Origin of the sequence: Psychrobacter proteolyticus (assembly GCF_003350005.1) — a bacterium.
GTDB classification, from domain to species: Bacteria; Pseudomonadota; Gammaproteobacteria; order Pseudomonadales; family Moraxellaceae; genus Psychrobacter; species Psychrobacter proteolyticus.
The window spans coordinates 953991-971567 of sequence record NZ_QLKS01000001.1 but is presented as its reverse complement, the minus strand read 5'-3'; the positions used below and the strand labels follow the sequence as shown (position 1 = coordinate 971567).

The window sequence follows — 17577 nt, the reverse complement described above, 5'->3', positions numbered from 1 at the left end:
GTTATTTAATGGAGTTTACTTTGTCTATATCTAACTCACCCCAGTATAGCTATCCAATAGCAGTCGATGAATTAGAGCGTATTAATAAGCTAAGGAAGTATCAGGTCCTTAATGATAATGATGAGCCTGCGTTCAAACGTTTGATTGATCTTGCTAGGCTTTTTTTTGAGGTGTCAAGAGTTAGAATTACTTTCATGGATGAGGAGGTAATGTATGTAAAGGCGGGCGATGAGTGTACCAGTGTATCAGACGATGTGCGTAAAACCCCGCGAGATATAGCTTTTTGTAATTATACGATACTGTCTGATGACGTGTTTGTAGTGGCAGATACGTTAGAGGACAGTCGCTTCAGGGAGAACCCAATGGTCGTAGGGCCTCCTTATTTACGATTCTATGCTGGCGCGCCTATTATTTTGTATGAAGAAAATAATAGCTACCGTTTAGGTGCTCTGTGCTTGCTAGATACAAAGCCCAATCATGATTTTGATAAACAGCAAGCTAAGATTTTAGCTGAGTTTGCAAAGATGGCTGCTGATGCCTTACAGTTGCAAGATAAACAGCGTGATGCTAAACATGCCAATGAAATGAAATCTAGTTTTTTGGCAAATATGAGCCATGAGATACGTACGCCCATGAATGGTATTATCGGTATGGTAGAAATGTTAGGGGATACCGAACTTAGTAGCGAACAGCGGGAATATGTAGATAATATTAAAGTTTCTAATGAGCACCTGATGGTGATTATTGATGGCATTTTAGACTTATCTAAAGTAGAGTCTGGGAAAATGACCATTGATTCTGTCCCTTTGAACTTAGCTACTCTATGTAATGAAGTTGTTAGTTTGTTTGCGACTAAAGCTCGCCAAAGAGGATTAAGTTTAGAGTACTATTATACTGAAAAATTATCGCCTTATATAAAAGGGGATCCGGTGCGTTTGAAACAAGTGATAGCAAACCTTGTTAATAATGCCATCAAGTTCACTCGTGAGGGTGGGCGTGTTAGTATCGATGTGAAACACATGAATAACTGTTTCTGTCCAGAAGTCGCTGATAACGATGTTACTGCTGCGTATAATAGAGAGAACAGTCAAAATATGACTCTATGCATAGAAGTAAAAGATACTGGCGTGGGTATTAAACCAGAATCTTTAAGTGCTATTTTTGATGCCTATGATCAAGCAGATACATTTACTCACCGTATCTATGGTGGTACTGGACTCGGACTTTCTGTTTGTAAGTCACTGGTCGATCTGATGGGTGGGCATATTCACGTAAATAGTGAGGTGGGTGTTGGTACTACTTTTAGTGTATTGTTACCGTTGCCTACGATTGACGAAGACAAATATAAGACATGGCAAAACTCCCATGATACGATAATGATCGAATCAACTAACGAACGAGCTGGTCATATATTACTGGTTGAAGACGATGCTGTTAACGCAATTATTGCCAAACGAGCATTGACCAATAGCGGTCATACTGTCACTCATGTCACTGATGGTCAGCAAGCAGTTGAAGCTTTTGCTTTATTTCCTGAACGTTATGATGTGATCTTGATGGATCATCATATGCCAATATTGGATGGTGTACAGGCGACTATTAAACTGCATGAGTTATATGATCCTGAAGTATTACCGCCTATTATTGCTCTGACTGCCAATGCAATGGATGGTGAACGTGAGAAATATCTGAAAGTTGGTATGCAGGATTATTGTACCAAACCTTTTAAGCAAGAACAGTTAAATGCTTTAGTACAGTACTGGCTAATACAGAAGCAATCATTAGAAGAGTAACAGTTTATTAGATTAGACTTTGGTGCTGATAACTAAGATTTTACTATAAATACAATTTGGATAGACACAAAAAGCTCAACCGTTTTTATAGCGGTTGAGCTTTTTTATTGATGATAGGGACATTAGTAAATATCAACTATCAGTCATGTTTGGAACGATATTAGTTCACGCGAGTTTGGTAGTCGCCAGTACGCGTATCAACACGTACTACTTCACCTTGCTGTACAAATAGTGGCACACGTACAACGGCACCTGTCTCTAGCTTTGCAGGTTTACCACCGCCTCCTGACGTGTCACCGCGTACACCCGGATCTGTTTCTGTGATTTGCAATTCAACAAAATTAGGCGGCGTGACTGATAAAGGTGAGCCGTTAAATAAAGTAATGGTACACAGTGCATTACTGTTCTCTTTCAGCCATTTAGGCGCATCACCTATGGCGTTTTTGTCAGCTTGAATCTGCTCAAAGCTTTCAGGGTGCATAAAATGCCAAAACTCACCATCGTTATACAGATAGTTCATTTCAGTATCCATCACATCAGCCGCTTCTAAGCTGTCGCCTGATTTGAATGTTTGCTCCAATACTTTACCACTACGAAGATTGCGCAACTTAACACGGTTAAAGGCTTGACCTTTACCAGGTTTGACAAATTCGTTTTCAAGAATGGCACAAGGGTTGCCATCAAGCATAACTTTTAGACCAGCTTTAAATTCATTAGTAGAAAAACTTGCCACAAGAGACTCCTAGGGGTTGTAAGGACAATAATAGATAGTGTGAAATATAGGGCTGACTGTACCAAAAGCTACTGTTAAGCCAAGTTTTACGTATTAGCGGGTATATTTTGATAGGGTAGACACTAAAGGCGTATAATATCGGATTTTGGGTACAGGTAGTAGGCTGTCATGATAAACCATTTAATCACACAAAAAAACTGGCAAACGCAATTATCGGAAGCTATTACGTCTGTTGATGAGCTATTGAGCATCCTACAGCTTGAATCCATGCGTGCAGGAGTTTACGTCCCTAAGCATTTTGTTTTACGTGTGCCGCGTGGCTTTGTGGCAAAAATGGCTATTGGCGACTGTAGTGACCCCTTGCTTAAACAAGTGTTGCCAGACCAGCAGGAGCAAATCAACGTAACGGGTTATGTGGCAGATCCTTTGAGCGAAAACACTCAAAATCCTGTGAAGGGCATGCTTCATAAATATCAGTCGAGAGTGTTGTTGACGATTACAGGGGCGTGCGCTATTCACTGCCGTTACTGCTTTCGCCAGCATTTTGACTATAGTGCCAACATGCCTACTGCGGATGCCAAAGAACATATCATCAATTATATTAAGGCAAATCCTGAGGTCAATGAGGTGATTTTGAGCGGTGGTGACCCATTAAATGTGACTAATAGACGTTTGTTTGCATGGTTAGATACTTTGGAGTCCCTTCCGCAGATTACTACGGTTCGATTGCATACGCGTTTGCCATTGGTGATACCTGCACGATTAGACACGGCACTATTAGACAGGTTATCTCAAAGTCGCTGCCGTATTGTTATGGTGATTCACTGTAATCACGCTAATGAAATTGATGAACTGACAGCAGAGTATTTGCAACGTGTCCGAGTAGCCGGAGTTACGCTACTCAATCAAGCGGTCTTATTAAAAGGTATCAATGATACTATTGACGCACAAGTGCAACTTAGTCAGCGTTTGTTTGCTTCTGGCGTGTTACCATATTATTTACATGTATTGGATAAAGTGGCTGGCGCAGCGCATTTCGATAGTAATGAGGGAGCCGCGATTGATCTGTATTGGGCGTTACTAGCATCATTGCCAGGTTATCTTGTACCTAAGTTGGTCAGAGAGTTACCGAATAAGCCCTTTAAAGTGCCGATGGACATTTACAATCATAGCTAATGTATGACGGTAAGGTGTTTTAAGAAACGCATAAAAAAATAGAGAGCTTAGTGGGCAAAAACACACCTTTTGATCGATATATAAATATCATGCTTAAAAGCAAAAAAACTCAGGTTATTACTTTTTTATAGATATAAATAAAGATATTATGGAAAAAGAAGGCATGTTTCTAGCATAAAAGTTAAGTAAAGGTATGCAAGATACCGCTAAGCTAAAGCATAGAATAAATAGATGATTTTACGCCTTTATAGTTGAATTCAATAAACGCTTCTTATTCCTCAAATAGATTTGCATGGTTGCATACTGCTGGTTAATGTCAATAAGCGACTAATAGCGAGTAAGGATACGAATGATAACTTTATCAATGTTTAAAGAGCGTTTGGACGCTACAGAATCATTACTGCTATCATCCAGTCGCTCCCTGACGGATGAAGAGCGGTATTTGTTAACCCTGTTGACAACACTATCTTCAAAAACCCTAGAACAGCAAACAGAGTATTTAGAACGTGTATTAACTGTGTTCCACGAGACAGGTATAGCAGAACAACAAAGTTTCAAATTAATGATAGCAGTCATCGATGCTGCAGATCGATTAATTGCCACTATCAGACAGCACTATATTTATGAAACAGGCACATTTGGTCCAGCTCAAATGCCTTATGTTGCTCAGGTCCAATCACTACATTATCTCATTATTATGGTTTACGATGGATTCATACTCCATGCGTCTAAGCTATCACATAATCAGTTAAGAATACCCTATAAACAGGGTTGGCAGCGCTATCTTGGCGCTAAAGTCAAACCTTCTAATATGCTTGCTGTCGCCATACATCAATCGCTACTAAGATATCAGAAATTGTTGGAAGAAGAGGCAGTTTGTTATCGAAAGCCGTCAAATTACCTTTGGTCCAAAATTCATCAGTTGTACTACTTAGCGTATCAGCGACAGGTAGCCGAGAGCGACTTGAGTACATATATAGCCACACATCAAACTAGTAGTATTCACCAAGTATATTGTCAAATCTGCTTGCTGCACTTGCTAAATGTACGGGCTATGCGACGGCCTAATATCTTACTCATACAACGTTTATTGCCTGAATGGGCTAAGCACATGATTGTAACCATGGATCCTGTTACCGAAACCAAGGTTTTTGTTGACCTACATAGTAGCAGCCCACCAAGTTATTTGACTGCCAGCTCCCATATCAATCCATATGAAGAGCATCATGATTGTGTATTTATAGAGCTGAAGCCGATGTGTCTATATTTCAATGCGCGTAATCAAGCTTTCATAGAGGAAGGTAGTATAGGGATAGAGTATAGCTTGCTGAATATGATTTCGATGGCTATCAGCTACCGTTACTTGCAGCCGCCACTTACCTTGCCAACTAAGTATAGTATCAAGCATCGTGCAAAATTAATGACCAATTTCAACGGCATACATCACTATGTTAGTCACTCACATAGTTTTGCTGACTTAATCGCTATAAAAGAATTATCAAAGGAGGAGAGGCCTCTATATGATAGATTTGATAAGGCACGAGACAGCAATAGCGTAGACGTTGAAACACTTGATGATCATGACAGTTTGGCCAGATATCGCACCCTGCATTTGATGCCCAAAAACGATGAGCAAAATAAAGATGGGAATACAAAGGGTTCTGCGTGTGGTTTTTATACGGCAGCCCCCCATAACTTGTATATCATGAGTTTGATTTTAGTCTATCGACCTGATAGTAGTATACAGCCTGATTGGTCTATAGGTCTGGTGCGATGGCTCAATCTTGATACTAACGTTCCTAAGGTAGAGTGGCAAGTACTGGGGCACAAACTCGTGGCATGTGGGTTGCGGCTAGAGGGCAGTGCAACGCGAAATCGACATTTTGTACCAGCATTTATCCTTGGTCAAGACGAACAGTTACAGACTACCAGCACATTGATAGTGCCCCCTTCTTATTTTGAAATCAACGATAGAGTAGTTGTGCGTATCGGTAATAAGCAAACCCTGTTAAGGTTAGGAGCTAGGTTGATAAAGACCGAAGAGTTTAATCAGTATGAAGTGGTAAGACTATAGAGGTTGTTTTAGTGGCTTTTTGAAACGCAGGTAGATAGGATGACAGAGGAAGTGTTATATAAGTCTTTTACTCTTGTATATCAGATAATAAAAAATACAAGTTAATCTGCAGTTGAGTAGATTATTGTCTATAATGGCGGATGTTGTCACTCTAATTCTTATAATGCCTCTAATATTAAAATAATGATTTTAGCTAGAAACTCAGTTAGCATCCTCAGGTCTTTTGAGTTTTATCCTAGTATTTTTTCGTGTTACGCTCATTTAAAAGACTGGCATTAAATATCAAAATAAAAGATGAAAATACGATTAAAAGGCTCCCTATGCGCACTCAATCTTTCTTGAATTTATTGGTGATCAATGATGATCAGCTTTATGCTGAACGTCTTGTACAGTTACTGAGTGCATACTATGACAATGTGAATCTGGGGTTTTTAGACGATAAAGAAGAGCTATTAAAGCACCTAAGGCAACCTTGGGATGTCCTAGTGTTTGGTAAGGCTTACGATATGCACTTTACCGATGTGGTCAGTTTAGTGCAAGAGCAAGATATTGATCTGCCAATGATTTGCCTAACGAACGAAGAAGTAGCAACGACTGCTTGCAATGAAGAAGGGTTACCGGCTGTCATTAGTGGCACAATGGTAAAAGCACTTACTATTGAGCAAGAGATGGCTGTCGTTATGGCTATTTGCCTGCAGCATAGTAGTTTGCGCAGTCGCCGTGAGCTAAAAACGTTACGTCAAGTGTTGTCTGAAGCAGAGCAGCGCGCTAATGTGTTGATTAAAAACTCTAAAAGTGCGGTTGCCTATATAGATGAAGGTATTCATATATTTGCCAATGACCCATATCTGCATTTATTCGGCTTTAAGTCGATGAATGAAGTGATAGGCGTGCCTATTATCGACCTGATTTCAGGTGGTGATAACGTCAAAGAGTTCAAACAGTTTTTACGCCAATTCGATAAAGGCAGCCGTCAGGAAGTTGAGTTTAATTTTGAAAGTGTGCGGACAGATGGCAGCACTTTTGAAGCAAAGCTACAATTGGCATCGGCAACATTAGAAGGTGAGCCAGTCACTCAAATTATTATTCAACATAATAGTCATAATAGTGCAGAGGTTGCTAAGCGTTTGGCTGAAGCTGAGCGTAAAGACAACCTAACAGGTCTTGATAATCGTCGTGGTTTTGAAGAGCAGATGGCGATCATACATCAGCAGGCAGTACAAGGGTTGTTGAGCGCAGGCTTGCTCTATGTACAGCTTGATAATGTAGGTAAGATAAGAAGTAGCTTAGGTCTACAAGGCATAGATACGACTGTCAAACAAGTTGCCTACACGTTAGATGAGCTAGTGCCTGATGCACAAGTAAGCCGTTTTAGTGATACCGCGTTTATGATACTTGTTCAAAATAAAAAGACGAGCGAGCTTGAAGAGCTGGCTGAGCATATTGGTTCACGTATCAAAAACATGCTTATCGAGGTAGATAAGCGTACAACGAGTACGACAGTCAGTACCGCTATTGTCAAGATTGAAAAAAATACAGCAGAGCCTGCCGTTATATTAGAACGCGCTATAGATACTATGAGTCAAATCATGGTAGAGACTTCTAATAGTGGCGGGTCTTACCATATATATGATCCAAGCGAACATGCAAGTAGTAATGATCACGCACTCGCTGAATCATTAGTGGATGCTATTACTAATAATCGCTTTGAGTTATTATTTCAACCAATATACGACATCAACAATGACCGTAGTGATTTTTTTGAAGTATATCTACGATTACCATTGTCGGATGCTGACAATACAGTGTTGACACCTGATCAGTTTATGGCAGTGGCTAAAAAGCATCAACTACTAGAAAAGATAGATCGATGGGTGCTTATCAATGCCTGTAAAAAAATCAATGACGTACGCAAAGCACAACCTGAAGCCAGATTATTGGTGCAGTTGACCAGCGCTTCATTGGTTGATAAAAAATTGCCAATAGTTGCCAGTCAATTGATAAAAGCAGTGGGCGGAGCGGCTGGTGTATTAACACTACAGTTCAATGAAACAGATATCTCTGATCACTTAACAGTAGCAAAATCTCAGTTTTCCGCTCTCAACGACGTCAATTGTCAAATCGGTGTTAATAACTTTGGCTCGTCTGCCAAATCTATCGAAATTGCCCATTTTGTCCAGCCAGACATGGTACGCTTGGCACGCAGTTATGTTCAAGATATTAGTTCAGCAGAGAATTTAGAGACGGTCAAATCTCTTATCATACGTACTAATGATATCAAAGTTGATGTACTCATGCCTTATATTGAAGATGCCGCAACGATGTCGGTTGCTTGGAGTGTGGGCGCACGCTATTTGCAAGGGTATTATTTAGAAGAGCCTAGTAGCGCAATAAAGGTAGCGAGTTAAAGGGCCAATATGTCATATCGTTTATGTCGTGGCGATAATATTCCTCAACCAAAGATTGCTAAAAATGTTCCTTATCAGTAGATATCAAATGATCAGCCTTTTGGCTGCTGTTCTGTTGCTCGTAGCTTGCGAGAAAACACCTCCTGACCACCGTGCTCCTGTGACTCTGCCCTTATATACCGACGGAGATGCGGACAACGGTTCGATAATTTATAAAGATGCCTGTGGTCAATGTCATCAGCGTAATGCAGGTCTGAACAAAAAAGGCCCACAATTAATGAATATATATGGTGCACCGGCTGCCGAGTTAAAAGACTATACCTACAGCAAAGGGCTGGAAACCTCAGGTTGGATATGGGATGCAGAGACACTCGATCCATATATTGCAGATGCTCAGAAAGCCATGCCAGATTCCAAAATGCTGTCTGACCCGATGCCAGATGCGAAAGAGCGTGCCGATATCATTGCTTATTTATCTACGCTCCGTGCCGCTGCACCAACCGTTACAGATGATGTGAACTGACTTATCATCGTTATGACCTAAAAAATGAGCCAATAACCTACTATGACCCATGAAGCTAACGATATATCATTATCTACCTCTCATATAACAGCGAATCCGCTCAGCCAGTCCATACCTAGTACGGCTGATTTTCAACGCAGTCAGCAGAAAATTGCACAGCTGTTAGCGCAATTAAATCAGATTGTATTGGACAAGCCGAAAGCAGTTAGGCTAGCACTCAGTTGTATCTTAGCAGGCGGTCATTTGTTGTTACAGGACTTGCCTGGTATGGGTAAGACGACTTTGGCACAGGGCTTGGCACAGTTGTTAGGTTTGAGCTTTAGTCGAGTGCAGTTCACCAATGATATGTTGCCTGCTGATATTTTAGGTATGAGCATCTACGACCAAAGTAAACAGCAATTTGAGTTTCGTCCAGGACCTATCTTTACACAGTTATTACTTGCTGATGAAATCAACCGTTCCAGTCCCAAAACACAGAGTGCGCTACTTGAAGCGATGGAGGAGAGACAAGTCACGCAAGATGGTCAGACTTATCCTTTGCCGCAGCCGTTCTTTGTGATTGCCACTCAAAACCCATTGCAACAGGCAGGTGTCTATCCGCTACCAGAGTCGCAGTTAGACAGATTCTTGTTATGTTTATCATTGGGTTATCCATCGCCTTCCGCAGAGCGTGAGCTGCTAAAAGGTAAAGATCGTCGCGAGCTACTCAAAGATTTGGATACGGTACTTGATACTGAGGCTGTACTATTGGCTCAGCATGCTGTCAGGCAGGTTTATGTGGCAGATACAGTATTGGATTATTTGCAAAGACTGGTTGCAAAAACTCGTGCAAGCCAAGAGTATCATGGCTTATCGCCTCGCGGGGTGTTGTCACTACAACGTGCTGCCCAAGCGCATGCCTATGTATCGGGATATATGGAAGTGACCCCTGAAGATATTCAAGCGGTGTTTGCTGCGGTCACTGATCATCGCCTCGGTCAGCGCTTTGTACCTGCGCATGTGACTGGTGGGCAAGCGACAAAAACCATCGCCCAACGCATCCTAGCAGAAGTGTCAGTCGTCGCTTAGCAGCTGATATGCTGTTTGACCGTATTGATTAACTGCATCGGTGAGCCATAGTTCTACACATAGTCAACGCTATATAACTTAGAAAAAATATCAAAGTCACTCAGTTCGCTATTCACGGTATTTTCACTCGTTCTTCTTGTATTCGAATTGTCCTGAATCAACTATATCGTTCTATTCGTGAGTTCGTCAGTCAGTCAGATATAAATACAAATACCGACAGCATTGTTATTTAGATGGTAATAATAGGGTAGTCATGAGCTTGTTACCAAAGGCCTTAACCGCACCAATAAAATCAGCTCTGAGCCGCTGGTTGGCCTCGCGCGCACCTAAGAGTGATAGTACTACGCTTAATTTGCGTAATGTCTATATTTTCTTTAGTCGTGAAGGAATGCTATTCGCCGTATTGTTAGTAATTACCTTTATCGCGGGTATCAACTATGGCAATAATTTGGTGCTTGGTTTGTGCTTTTATCTGGTCAGTATTTGGCTAATTAGTTTTCATGTTACTTTTGCTCATATATCTGGTCTGCAAGTACGTCTGCTAGAAGTCACTATGACAGAGGCAGGCTCGCCTGTTTGGGTTACACTACAACTAAATAGTGATAGTCGCCAACCACGGCGTCAGTTGCTATTGGAATTTGAGCAGTTAGCCAATAAGAAAACCAAAAATGGCACCAACGCACCACACTCAGTACTCATCACACGGCTACAAGGTGAGCAAGTCATTCGACTGCCTGTCCAGACTTACAACCGTGGTCAACTTGAACTACCGCGGTTAAAAATAAAAACAGTTTATCCCTTAGGTATCATGCGTGCATGGTCTTATGTCTACTTTGCGCGTACAGCGTGGGTATATCCAAAACCTGAAGTTTTTGATTGGCAAGCAAAATATGCAATCGCAAGCTTAGAGGATTTACCAACAGGTGGGCAGTATAGACAGGGTCAAGATGACTTTGAGCGATTAGATAGCTATGTCGAGGGTGAGTCATTGGCCCGAGTCTCTTGGGGGCACGTAGCGCGGGGACAAGGTATGCTGACCAAGCACTTCGCTGATCCGGTCGGTCATGAGCAAACGCTTGATTATGCAGATATGCCAGCTGCACATCACGAGCAAAAACTTGCCCAATTGGCTTATGGGGCATTGACGCTGGGTCAGCTAGGTGTACCGTTTCAAATGCGTTTACCTAGTGATACTCCTGCTACTGCGGAGATGGGTAACGGAGAATCCTTTGCGCAAGCGTGCTTGCTAAGGCTTGCGAAAGCACCATGACCAATTCTAAACGCTTATCTTCTGCTGATGTTGATGCACTGTCCACAGAGTATTCTGCGGCCGATGCTACAAAAACGGCCAGCTTTGAGCAGTTGGCTTTAGGTCAAAAAGTCTCAATTCAACCTGAGCGAAATGGCGCTAAATGGTATCGTAAGTTATTTGCACTGCCAGCTTATTATTGGGTATTAATTGCTCAAGTCGTCGTCGTGTTGCCGCATGCCGCACATTTACCATTATGGCTGATAGGATTTGCCGCCGTCAGTATCGCCGCTCAAGTGCCTCATATCAAAGCTAAATTCAGAAAACTATCGCACCTAAAGCGCATTTATCAAAGTATGCAAATGCTAGGATTTTTGCTGGGACTGTTAGGTCTATGGCTGACCTACAATACAGCATTTGGGCTCGATATGGGTGTGGCATTTTTGGTGTTATGCCTAATTAGTAAGCTATGGGAGCTATATAAACGCCGCGATGCCTATGTGGTATTGAATTTATCATTGTTTGTGCTTGCGGCATTATTTTTGATGGATCAAGGTTTACTGACTACTTTAGAAGTGATCGTTGGCGCAGTCATTGTATTGCTAGCATTTATTGCGCTTAATGATGATAGCAATGTTAGCGGTGATGGACGCTTGCGGACATTGGGCGTGTTAGGGGTTGGCGCATTGCCACTATTGGTGGTGCTATTTTTGTTTTTTCCGAGACTGCCACCGCTGTGGTCAGTACAGCTCTCAGGTCAGCAAGCTACTACAGGTGTCTCTGATAGTATGTCTCCTGGTGATTTTGCCAATTTAGGGCAGTCAACTGAGCTGGCCTTTCGCGTAGAGTTTGCTGATGAGCGCCCGCCACAACAGCAGCTGTATTGGCGCGGTTTGGTATTTAGTGATTTTGATGGTGTCACATGGCGTCCAGCCCCTCAAAAGGATCAATGGTCGTCGAGATTGCAAGCACCTGCATGGATTCAGAATGCCTTTGCTACTGTACCTGATGAAGAAAGGGCGGCACCTGTCAATTACAAGGTTATCTTAGAGCCCACTCAACAAAACTGGCTATTTGGTCTTGATTATCCGTTCTCTCAGCAGCCAGATATCAATACTACCTCTGAATTCACCTTATCAAAGGATCAACCTGTTACGCAGCAGCTTCGCTATGATGTGTTGCAGTTTGCACAGATGCGTATTGATCCGGTTCTGACAGAGGCATCAAGACGTGAGAACCTTGCCTTGCCTAATGAAGGTAATCCTCAATCGCGTGCGCTTGCTAAGCAGTTATTTGAGCAGTCAGGTTCAGACCCTGTGCGCTACATAGCTGCTATTGAGCAATGGATCAATCGAACCGAGTTTCGCTATACGTTGTCGCCGCCACGGCTCAATACCAATCGTATTGACGAGTTTTTATTTGAAACCAAAGCAGGGTTTTGTGAGCATTATTCGTCAAGCTTTACCTTTATGCTACGCGCCGCTGGTATTCCTGCACGAGTAGTAGCCGGCTATCAAGGCGGTGAGCCGAGTCGCAATGGTAACGTATGGGAAGTGCGGCAAATGGATGCGCATGCATGGACTGAGGTTTGGCTTGAGGGTCAAGGCTGGGTACGTGTGGATCCTACAGCCTTTGTGGCGCCTGAGCGAGTAGAGCAAGGCATGAATACGATGACCCAGCAGCAAGGGGCAGCTATGTTTGGTAATGGTGCCAGTGCACAAATCAGCTATCAGCAGTATCAAATGCTACAAACGCTACGCCGACTATCAGACCAAGCGAGCTACTACTGGCAAAAAGACGTAGTTGGCTATGACCAAGACAAACAGGCCGACTCGCTACTTAGGTGGTTCAATATCAGCTCAATCATGCAGCAAATTATCTGGTTAGCCACCAGTGCGGTTTCTGTTATGGCTATCTTAGTATTTGTCATTTGGTATCGTCGCCGCAAACGCTGGCACCCAGCAGACCTACCTCTTGCTCAGCTCTCAAAACGTGTTGCCAAGCATGATAAATTATTAGCCCGCAATGATAACGAAGGGCAGCTAGCGTGGTTGGAGCGTTTGGCATCAGCTATTGATAGCCGTCAGGGTGACAATGCTCATTCTGCTACGAGTCAGCTAACAGATAGTAGCGATCCAATCGTTATTCAGGCAAAGCTTATTGAAATTAGACAAAACTATCGTCAGTTACGCTACGGACGACTGAGTACATTTGATAGCAGTCATAACGAGTATCAAGAACGACTCAAACAACTTAAAAAAGATGTGCGCGCATTGTTATAAAGGTTTTTGATCATAGTGCTATTAAGTTGCTAAGGTATTTTTAGCTGACGACAAGTCAGATAAGCGAATCAGTGAATAAGTAGAGAGGCGGTTATATGGCGATATATGTAGATTTTGTACAAATAAAATTCAAAGGCCATAAGTGGTGTCATATGTTGGCGGATAGCTTGCAAGAGCTGCATGATTTTGCGGCTTTCATTGATGTGGACGCACGCCTATTTCATCGTAACGCTAGCTATCCTCATTATGATATCACGGTTCAAATGCGTGAAATCGCTATTGTGCAAGGTGCTATTCATGCCGATAGAAAAAAGATTATCGAGTGTGCAAAGAAATTAAAAGTAGAGCTGAATGACCAGATAGAGCAATCTAGTAATTCTTGACATGAGGGATTTTCAAGTAAATAAGTAATGTTTCAATTGCCTGTTCACTTATTTACTTGAATGTATATTTATTCAACTATACCGAGCGCATTATTTTGCGGTGGCTGCAGTACTGATAGCGTTAAGGGCTTTTGAGATATTAGCAATCTCGGTATCGCAACCTTTGATATTGTGGCGTGTCTTGAGGTAGTCAGGGTTGTTGTATGACAGCCATACTTTCTTATCGGCATCTTCGCTAATTAAGATTTTTTGCGGTAAATCAATGGCAACAGTTTGCTCACAGTTCATTAATGGCGTACCTGCTTTAGGGTTACCAAACATAACGACCTGCGTTGGTCTCAATGATAAGTCGGCACTCTGTGCATTTTTCTGATGATCGACTCGTGCAAATACTTTCATACCCTTGCTTTCGATAACTGAGACCAGTTTGTCTGCGGTATCTTGGACGGAGTGATTGCTCTGTAAAGTTACTAAGCCTTTTTCCGCATTGATAGAGGTTGTGGTATCTGTCATAGCACCAGTGCTCTTGGTCTTATCCAACAGCGTACTGATACTGGCACAAGCGGAGACGGCCACTGCTAGGGCAGCGATGGAGACGATTTTAATCATAATTACACCTTTAAGTTATCTGTAGTATGGTCAGTCCTAACTATAATGAGCAACACCGAATATTCATTGTGCGTAATCAGGTTTGTGATTGCAATGCGTCTTAACAGAACGTTAAACCAAATGTTCTGCCAGATAATCTACGAGCAGCCGAATCTTTGGTGATAAATGGCGGTTATGTGGATAAATGGCCCAAATGCTTTCTTCGGGCTCTCTATAGTCATCAAGTAAACTAACTAACTCGCCGGACGCTAAGTACTTTTGCACATAATAATCAGGCAGCTGTACGATACCCAGCCCTTTTAGTGCAGCATCGACCAGACTATAGCCGCTGTTATATTGCACAGTACCAGAGACACGCAGGTTCCTTTCTACGCTCGTTTGTTGGTTATCCGTCTTACCATGAGTATGACTGTTCTCTTTTACTTTAGCGGTATCTATAAAATGCCAGTAGTCACGAGTACCTAGTAGGCAGTTATGTTGACTTAGATCACTCAGTTGGTGTGGTATACCGTGTTTTTTTAGATAAGAGGGCGCAGCGCAGACAAAGTTAGTACGCAGGCTAAGTTTCTTTGCCATCATCGTCGAATCATGCAATTTGCCAATACGAATGGCCAAATCATAACCCCCTTCAATCAAGTCGATTTTCTGATTGCTCAAAAAGGCAGTCACTTCGATATCGTGATACTGCATCATAAAATCATTGACGAGTGGTAATAACTGCTGCTCACCATAAGTAACGGGCGCTGTTAGTTTTATCCTGCCTTGAGGCTTTGATTGTAAGTTACTTACGGCTTGCTCAGCGGCATCCAAGCCATCGAGCACACTGCGGCAGTGTTGATAGAATACACGTCCTTCTTCGGTTAATGAGACCTTGCGCGTGGTTCGATATAGCAGCTTTATATTTAAGCGTTTCTCTAATGCGCTGATCTGGCGGCTGACTTGTGCGGTCGAGATACCAAGCTTTTTTGCACCACGCGTAAAGCTCTCGTATTCTGCGACATAGACAAACTCACTAATCCCTTCCCAGCGCATGATTATTACCAATATGTAAAAGATATTTGCAAATATAGCATATTGTTATCCGCTCAGAAATAAATATAATGGTTAGTATCAATGTAAACAGATGGTATTTTACTGTCATCGATGCTTGCCTATAGAGGGCAGGCAAGATAAGCTCAGTCTATCTTTATTGGTTTTAACTGTAGATATAGTGACCGCTAGAATCCATAAGATGCGCTAGAAAAATTTCAAAACTGCTTGTACTTATAACAAAACTGTTATGTTATTACCCATAAAAAACAATTAATCAAAAAGAGAGATTCTTATGTCTGATAAATTCATTAAATCAAAAGCCGCCATCGCATGGGGTCCAAAACAGCCACTATCTATCGAAGAAGTGGACGTCATGCTACCGCGTAAAGGGGAAGTGTTGGTAAAAATCGTCGCCAGTGGTGTTTGTCACACAGATGCTTTTACCTTATCTGGTGAAGACCCAGAAGGCGTGTTTCCTGCGATCTTGGGTCATGAAGGTGGCGGTATCGTTGAACAAGTTGGCGAAGGCGTGACCAGCGTTCAGGTCGGCGATCATGTCATTCCGTTATACACGGCAGAATGCGGCGTTTGTAAAATGTGCCGCTCAGGAAAAACCAATCTTTGCTCGGCAGTACGCGAGACTCAAGGTAAGGGTTTGATGCCAGATGGCACTACACGTTTTTATAAAGACGGCGAGCCTATTTACCATTATATGGGTTGCTCGACTTTTTCTGAGTACACGGTTTTACCAGAGATTTCTTTGGCTAAAGTCAATAAAGAAGCGCCATTAGAAGAAGTTTGCTTGCTTGGTTGCGGTGTGACTACTGGTATGGGCGCGGTCATGAATACTGCAAAAGTCGAAGAGGGCGCTACAGTGGCTATCTTTGGACTGGGCGGTATCGGACTGTCAGCAGTGATTGGTGCTGCCATGGCAAAAGCCAGCCGTATCATCGCGATTGATATCAATGAAAGCAAGTTTGAATTGGCCAAGAAACTAGGTGCAACTGACTGTATTAACCCGAAAGATTACGACAAACCAATTCAAGAAGTGATCGTTGAGCTAACCGATGGCGGTGTTGATTATTCTTTTGAATGTATCGGTAATGTCGATGTTATGCGTTCAGCGCTAGAGTGCTGCCACAAAGGTTGGGGCGAGTCAGTCATCATCGGTGTCGCTGGTGCTGGACAAGAAATCTCAACCCGTCCATTCCAGTTAGTGACTGGTCGAGTCTGGAAAGGCTCCGCATTTGGTGGGGTAAAAGGTCGCACAGAGCTACCAGGTTATGTCGAGCGTTATCTAGCGGGTGAGATTCCTTTACAAGACTTCATCACTCATACGATGCCGATAGAAGACGTCAACGAAGCGTTTGACTTGATGCACAAAGGCGAAAGTATCCGTACGGTTGTACATTTCTCAGAGTAATCAATGACAGCAGCAACGACGTTATTGTCTTAGAAATGCTTTATTAAAAATAAAAAGGCTGCTTCAATATCGAGGCAGCCTTTTTTAATGTTATTTGCAGACATAGCTTAAAGGTTAAATGTATCAAGCACTTTTTTTGCTAATGATTAGATCCGCTAGTGTCGATAAATCTGATGCGGTCAAATCTGGAACTGGTACATTGGGCGCGTTTAGCATTGCATTATAGGGACGGGTCAAAAATGCACCGCGGCAACCTGCTGCCTGCGCACCTATGGTATCCCAGAGATGACAGGCGACAAGGCATAAATCTGACGTATCAACGGCTAGCGTATCAGCCACCAATTGGTAGGTACCAGGTGCTGGCTTGAATTTGCCAACAGTCTCAATACTGAAATGCTGCTCAAAGAATTGACTGAGACCTGCTTTTTCTAATGGCGTTGGAGACGCACTGCTTGCTGAGTTAGTCAGCGTGACGAGTCGAAACCCTGCGTCACGCAAACGAGTCAGTGCTGGTGCAGCATCAGAATGGGCCGGCAACGCACTCATTCTTTCTTTGAACTCATTGATATCGTCGTCTGTCAAAGTCACTTGTCTGATATCAGCAACCATTTGCAATGCACCAACCCCGAGCTCGCCAAAAGGCGTATAGAGGCCGGACAATGTCATAGTTTGCGAGTACAGTACCAGCTGAGCGAACCATTCTCGCAGCACTCTTTGTTTGCCAAAGACGCGGGTGAATAAAGGAGTTAGCGTATCGATATCGAGCAACGTTTCGTTGACGTCGAACACAATAATCGAGGGAAAGCGTTCAGAAGACATAAAGT

Annotated in this window: 14 protein-coding genes; 10 read left to right on the top strand and 4 right to left on the bottom strand. The window is 42.6% G+C overall.

Annotated features, from left to right (window positions below; all coding sequences use genetic code 11):
- Positions 1–20 precede the first annotated feature (20 nt).
- Positions 21–1793, top strand: coding sequence for a GAF domain-containing hybrid sensor histidine kinase/response regulator (locus tag DXK30_RS03985; protein ID WP_227670797.1), 1773 nt, complete (start codon positions 21–23; stop codon positions 1791–1793).
- A gap of 160 nt (positions 1794–1953) precedes the next feature.
- On the opposite strand, the gene efp is transcribed toward DXK30_RS03985, so the two are convergent.
- Entirely contained in the window at positions 1954–2526 is a 573-nt protein-coding gene (gene efp, locus DXK30_RS03980; RefSeq protein WP_114700549.1) for an elongation factor P, read from the bottom strand.
- Between the two features lie 168 nt (positions 2527–2694).
- On the opposite strand from efp, the gene epmB reads away from it, so the two are divergent.
- The 8 genes from epmB (at position 2695) to DXK30_RS03940 (ending at position 13689) form a co-directional block, all read left to right on the top strand.
- Positions 2695–3702: an EF-P beta-lysylation protein EpmB gene (gene epmB, locus DXK30_RS03975; protein ID WP_114700548.1), complete on the top strand. Its 1008-nt coding sequence runs from the start codon at positions 2695–2697 to the stop codon at positions 3700–3702.
- Between the two features lie 349 nt (positions 3703–4051).
- Complete coding sequence (locus tag DXK30_RS03970) at positions 4052–5776, top strand: hypothetical protein (protein WP_114700547.1); 1725 nt, start codon at positions 4052–4054, stop codon at positions 5774–5776.
- Positions 5777–6096: 320 nt separating this feature from the next.
- The gene (locus DXK30_RS03965; protein ID WP_114700546.1) at positions 6097–8184 is read left to right on the top strand and encodes an EAL domain-containing protein; all 2088 of its coding nucleotides are present in this window, start codon (positions 6097–6099) and stop codon (positions 8182–8184) included.
- A 100-nt stretch (positions 8185–8284) separates the two neighbouring features.
- The gene (locus DXK30_RS03960) at positions 8285–8707 is read left to right on the top strand and encodes a c-type cytochrome (protein WP_227670796.1); all 423 of its coding nucleotides are present in this window, start codon (positions 8285–8287) and stop codon (positions 8705–8707) included.
- 42 nt (positions 8708–8749) lie between these two features.
- Positions 8750–9775, top strand: coding sequence for an AAA family ATPase (locus DXK30_RS03955; RefSeq protein WP_114700544.1), 1026 nt, complete (start codon positions 8750–8752; stop codon positions 9773–9775).
- Between the two features lie 253 nt (positions 9776–10028).
- On the top strand, positions 10029–11045 hold the full coding sequence (locus tag DXK30_RS03950; protein ID WP_114700543.1) for a DUF58 domain-containing protein: 1017 nt from the start codon (positions 10029–10031) through the stop codon (positions 11043–11045).
- Positions 11042–13306 carry a transglutaminase family protein gene (locus DXK30_RS03945; protein WP_114700542.1) on the top strand — a complete coding sequence of 755 codons (2265 nt, stop codon included), beginning with the start codon at positions 11042–11044 and terminating at the stop codon, positions 13304–13306. The genes DXK30_RS03950 and DXK30_RS03945 overlap by 4 nt, the downstream gene beginning before the upstream one ends.
- A 95-nt stretch (positions 13307–13401) precedes the next feature.
- Positions 13402–13689: a DUF4031 domain-containing protein gene (locus tag DXK30_RS03940; RefSeq protein WP_114700541.1), complete on the top strand. Its 288-nt coding sequence runs from the start codon at positions 13402–13404 to the stop codon at positions 13687–13689.
- A gap of 90 nt (positions 13690–13779) precedes the next feature.
- Here the strand turns inward: DXK30_RS03940 and DXK30_RS03935 are convergent, their stop codons facing one another.
- Together DXK30_RS03935 and DXK30_RS03930 are read right to left on the bottom strand one after the other, a co-directional pair.
- On the bottom strand, positions 13780–14298 hold the full coding sequence (locus DXK30_RS03935) for a DUF302 domain-containing protein (protein ID WP_114700540.1): 519 nt from the start codon (positions 14296–14298) through the stop codon (positions 13780–13782).
- 111 nt (positions 14299–14409) lie between these two features.
- Positions 14410–15330 (bottom strand): LysR family transcriptional regulator, encoded by a 921-nt coding sequence (locus tag DXK30_RS03930; protein WP_114700539.1) that lies wholly within the window; start codon positions 15328–15330, stop codon positions 14410–14412.
- A gap of 292 nt (positions 15331–15622) precedes the next feature.
- On the opposite strand from DXK30_RS03930, the gene DXK30_RS03925 reads away from it, so the two are divergent.
- A complete protein-coding gene (locus DXK30_RS03925) occupies positions 15623–16753 on the top strand; it encodes an S-(hydroxymethyl)glutathione dehydrogenase/class III alcohol dehydrogenase (RefSeq protein WP_057761290.1) in 1131 nt (376 codons plus the stop codon).
- A 123-nt stretch (positions 16754–16876) separates the two neighbouring features.
- Here the strand turns inward: DXK30_RS03925 and DXK30_RS03920 are convergent, their stop codons facing one another.
- Entirely contained in the window at positions 16877–17572 is a 696-nt protein-coding gene (locus DXK30_RS03920) for a haloacid dehalogenase type II (protein ID WP_114700538.1), read from the bottom strand.
- Positions 17573–17577: the final 5 nt, after the last annotated feature.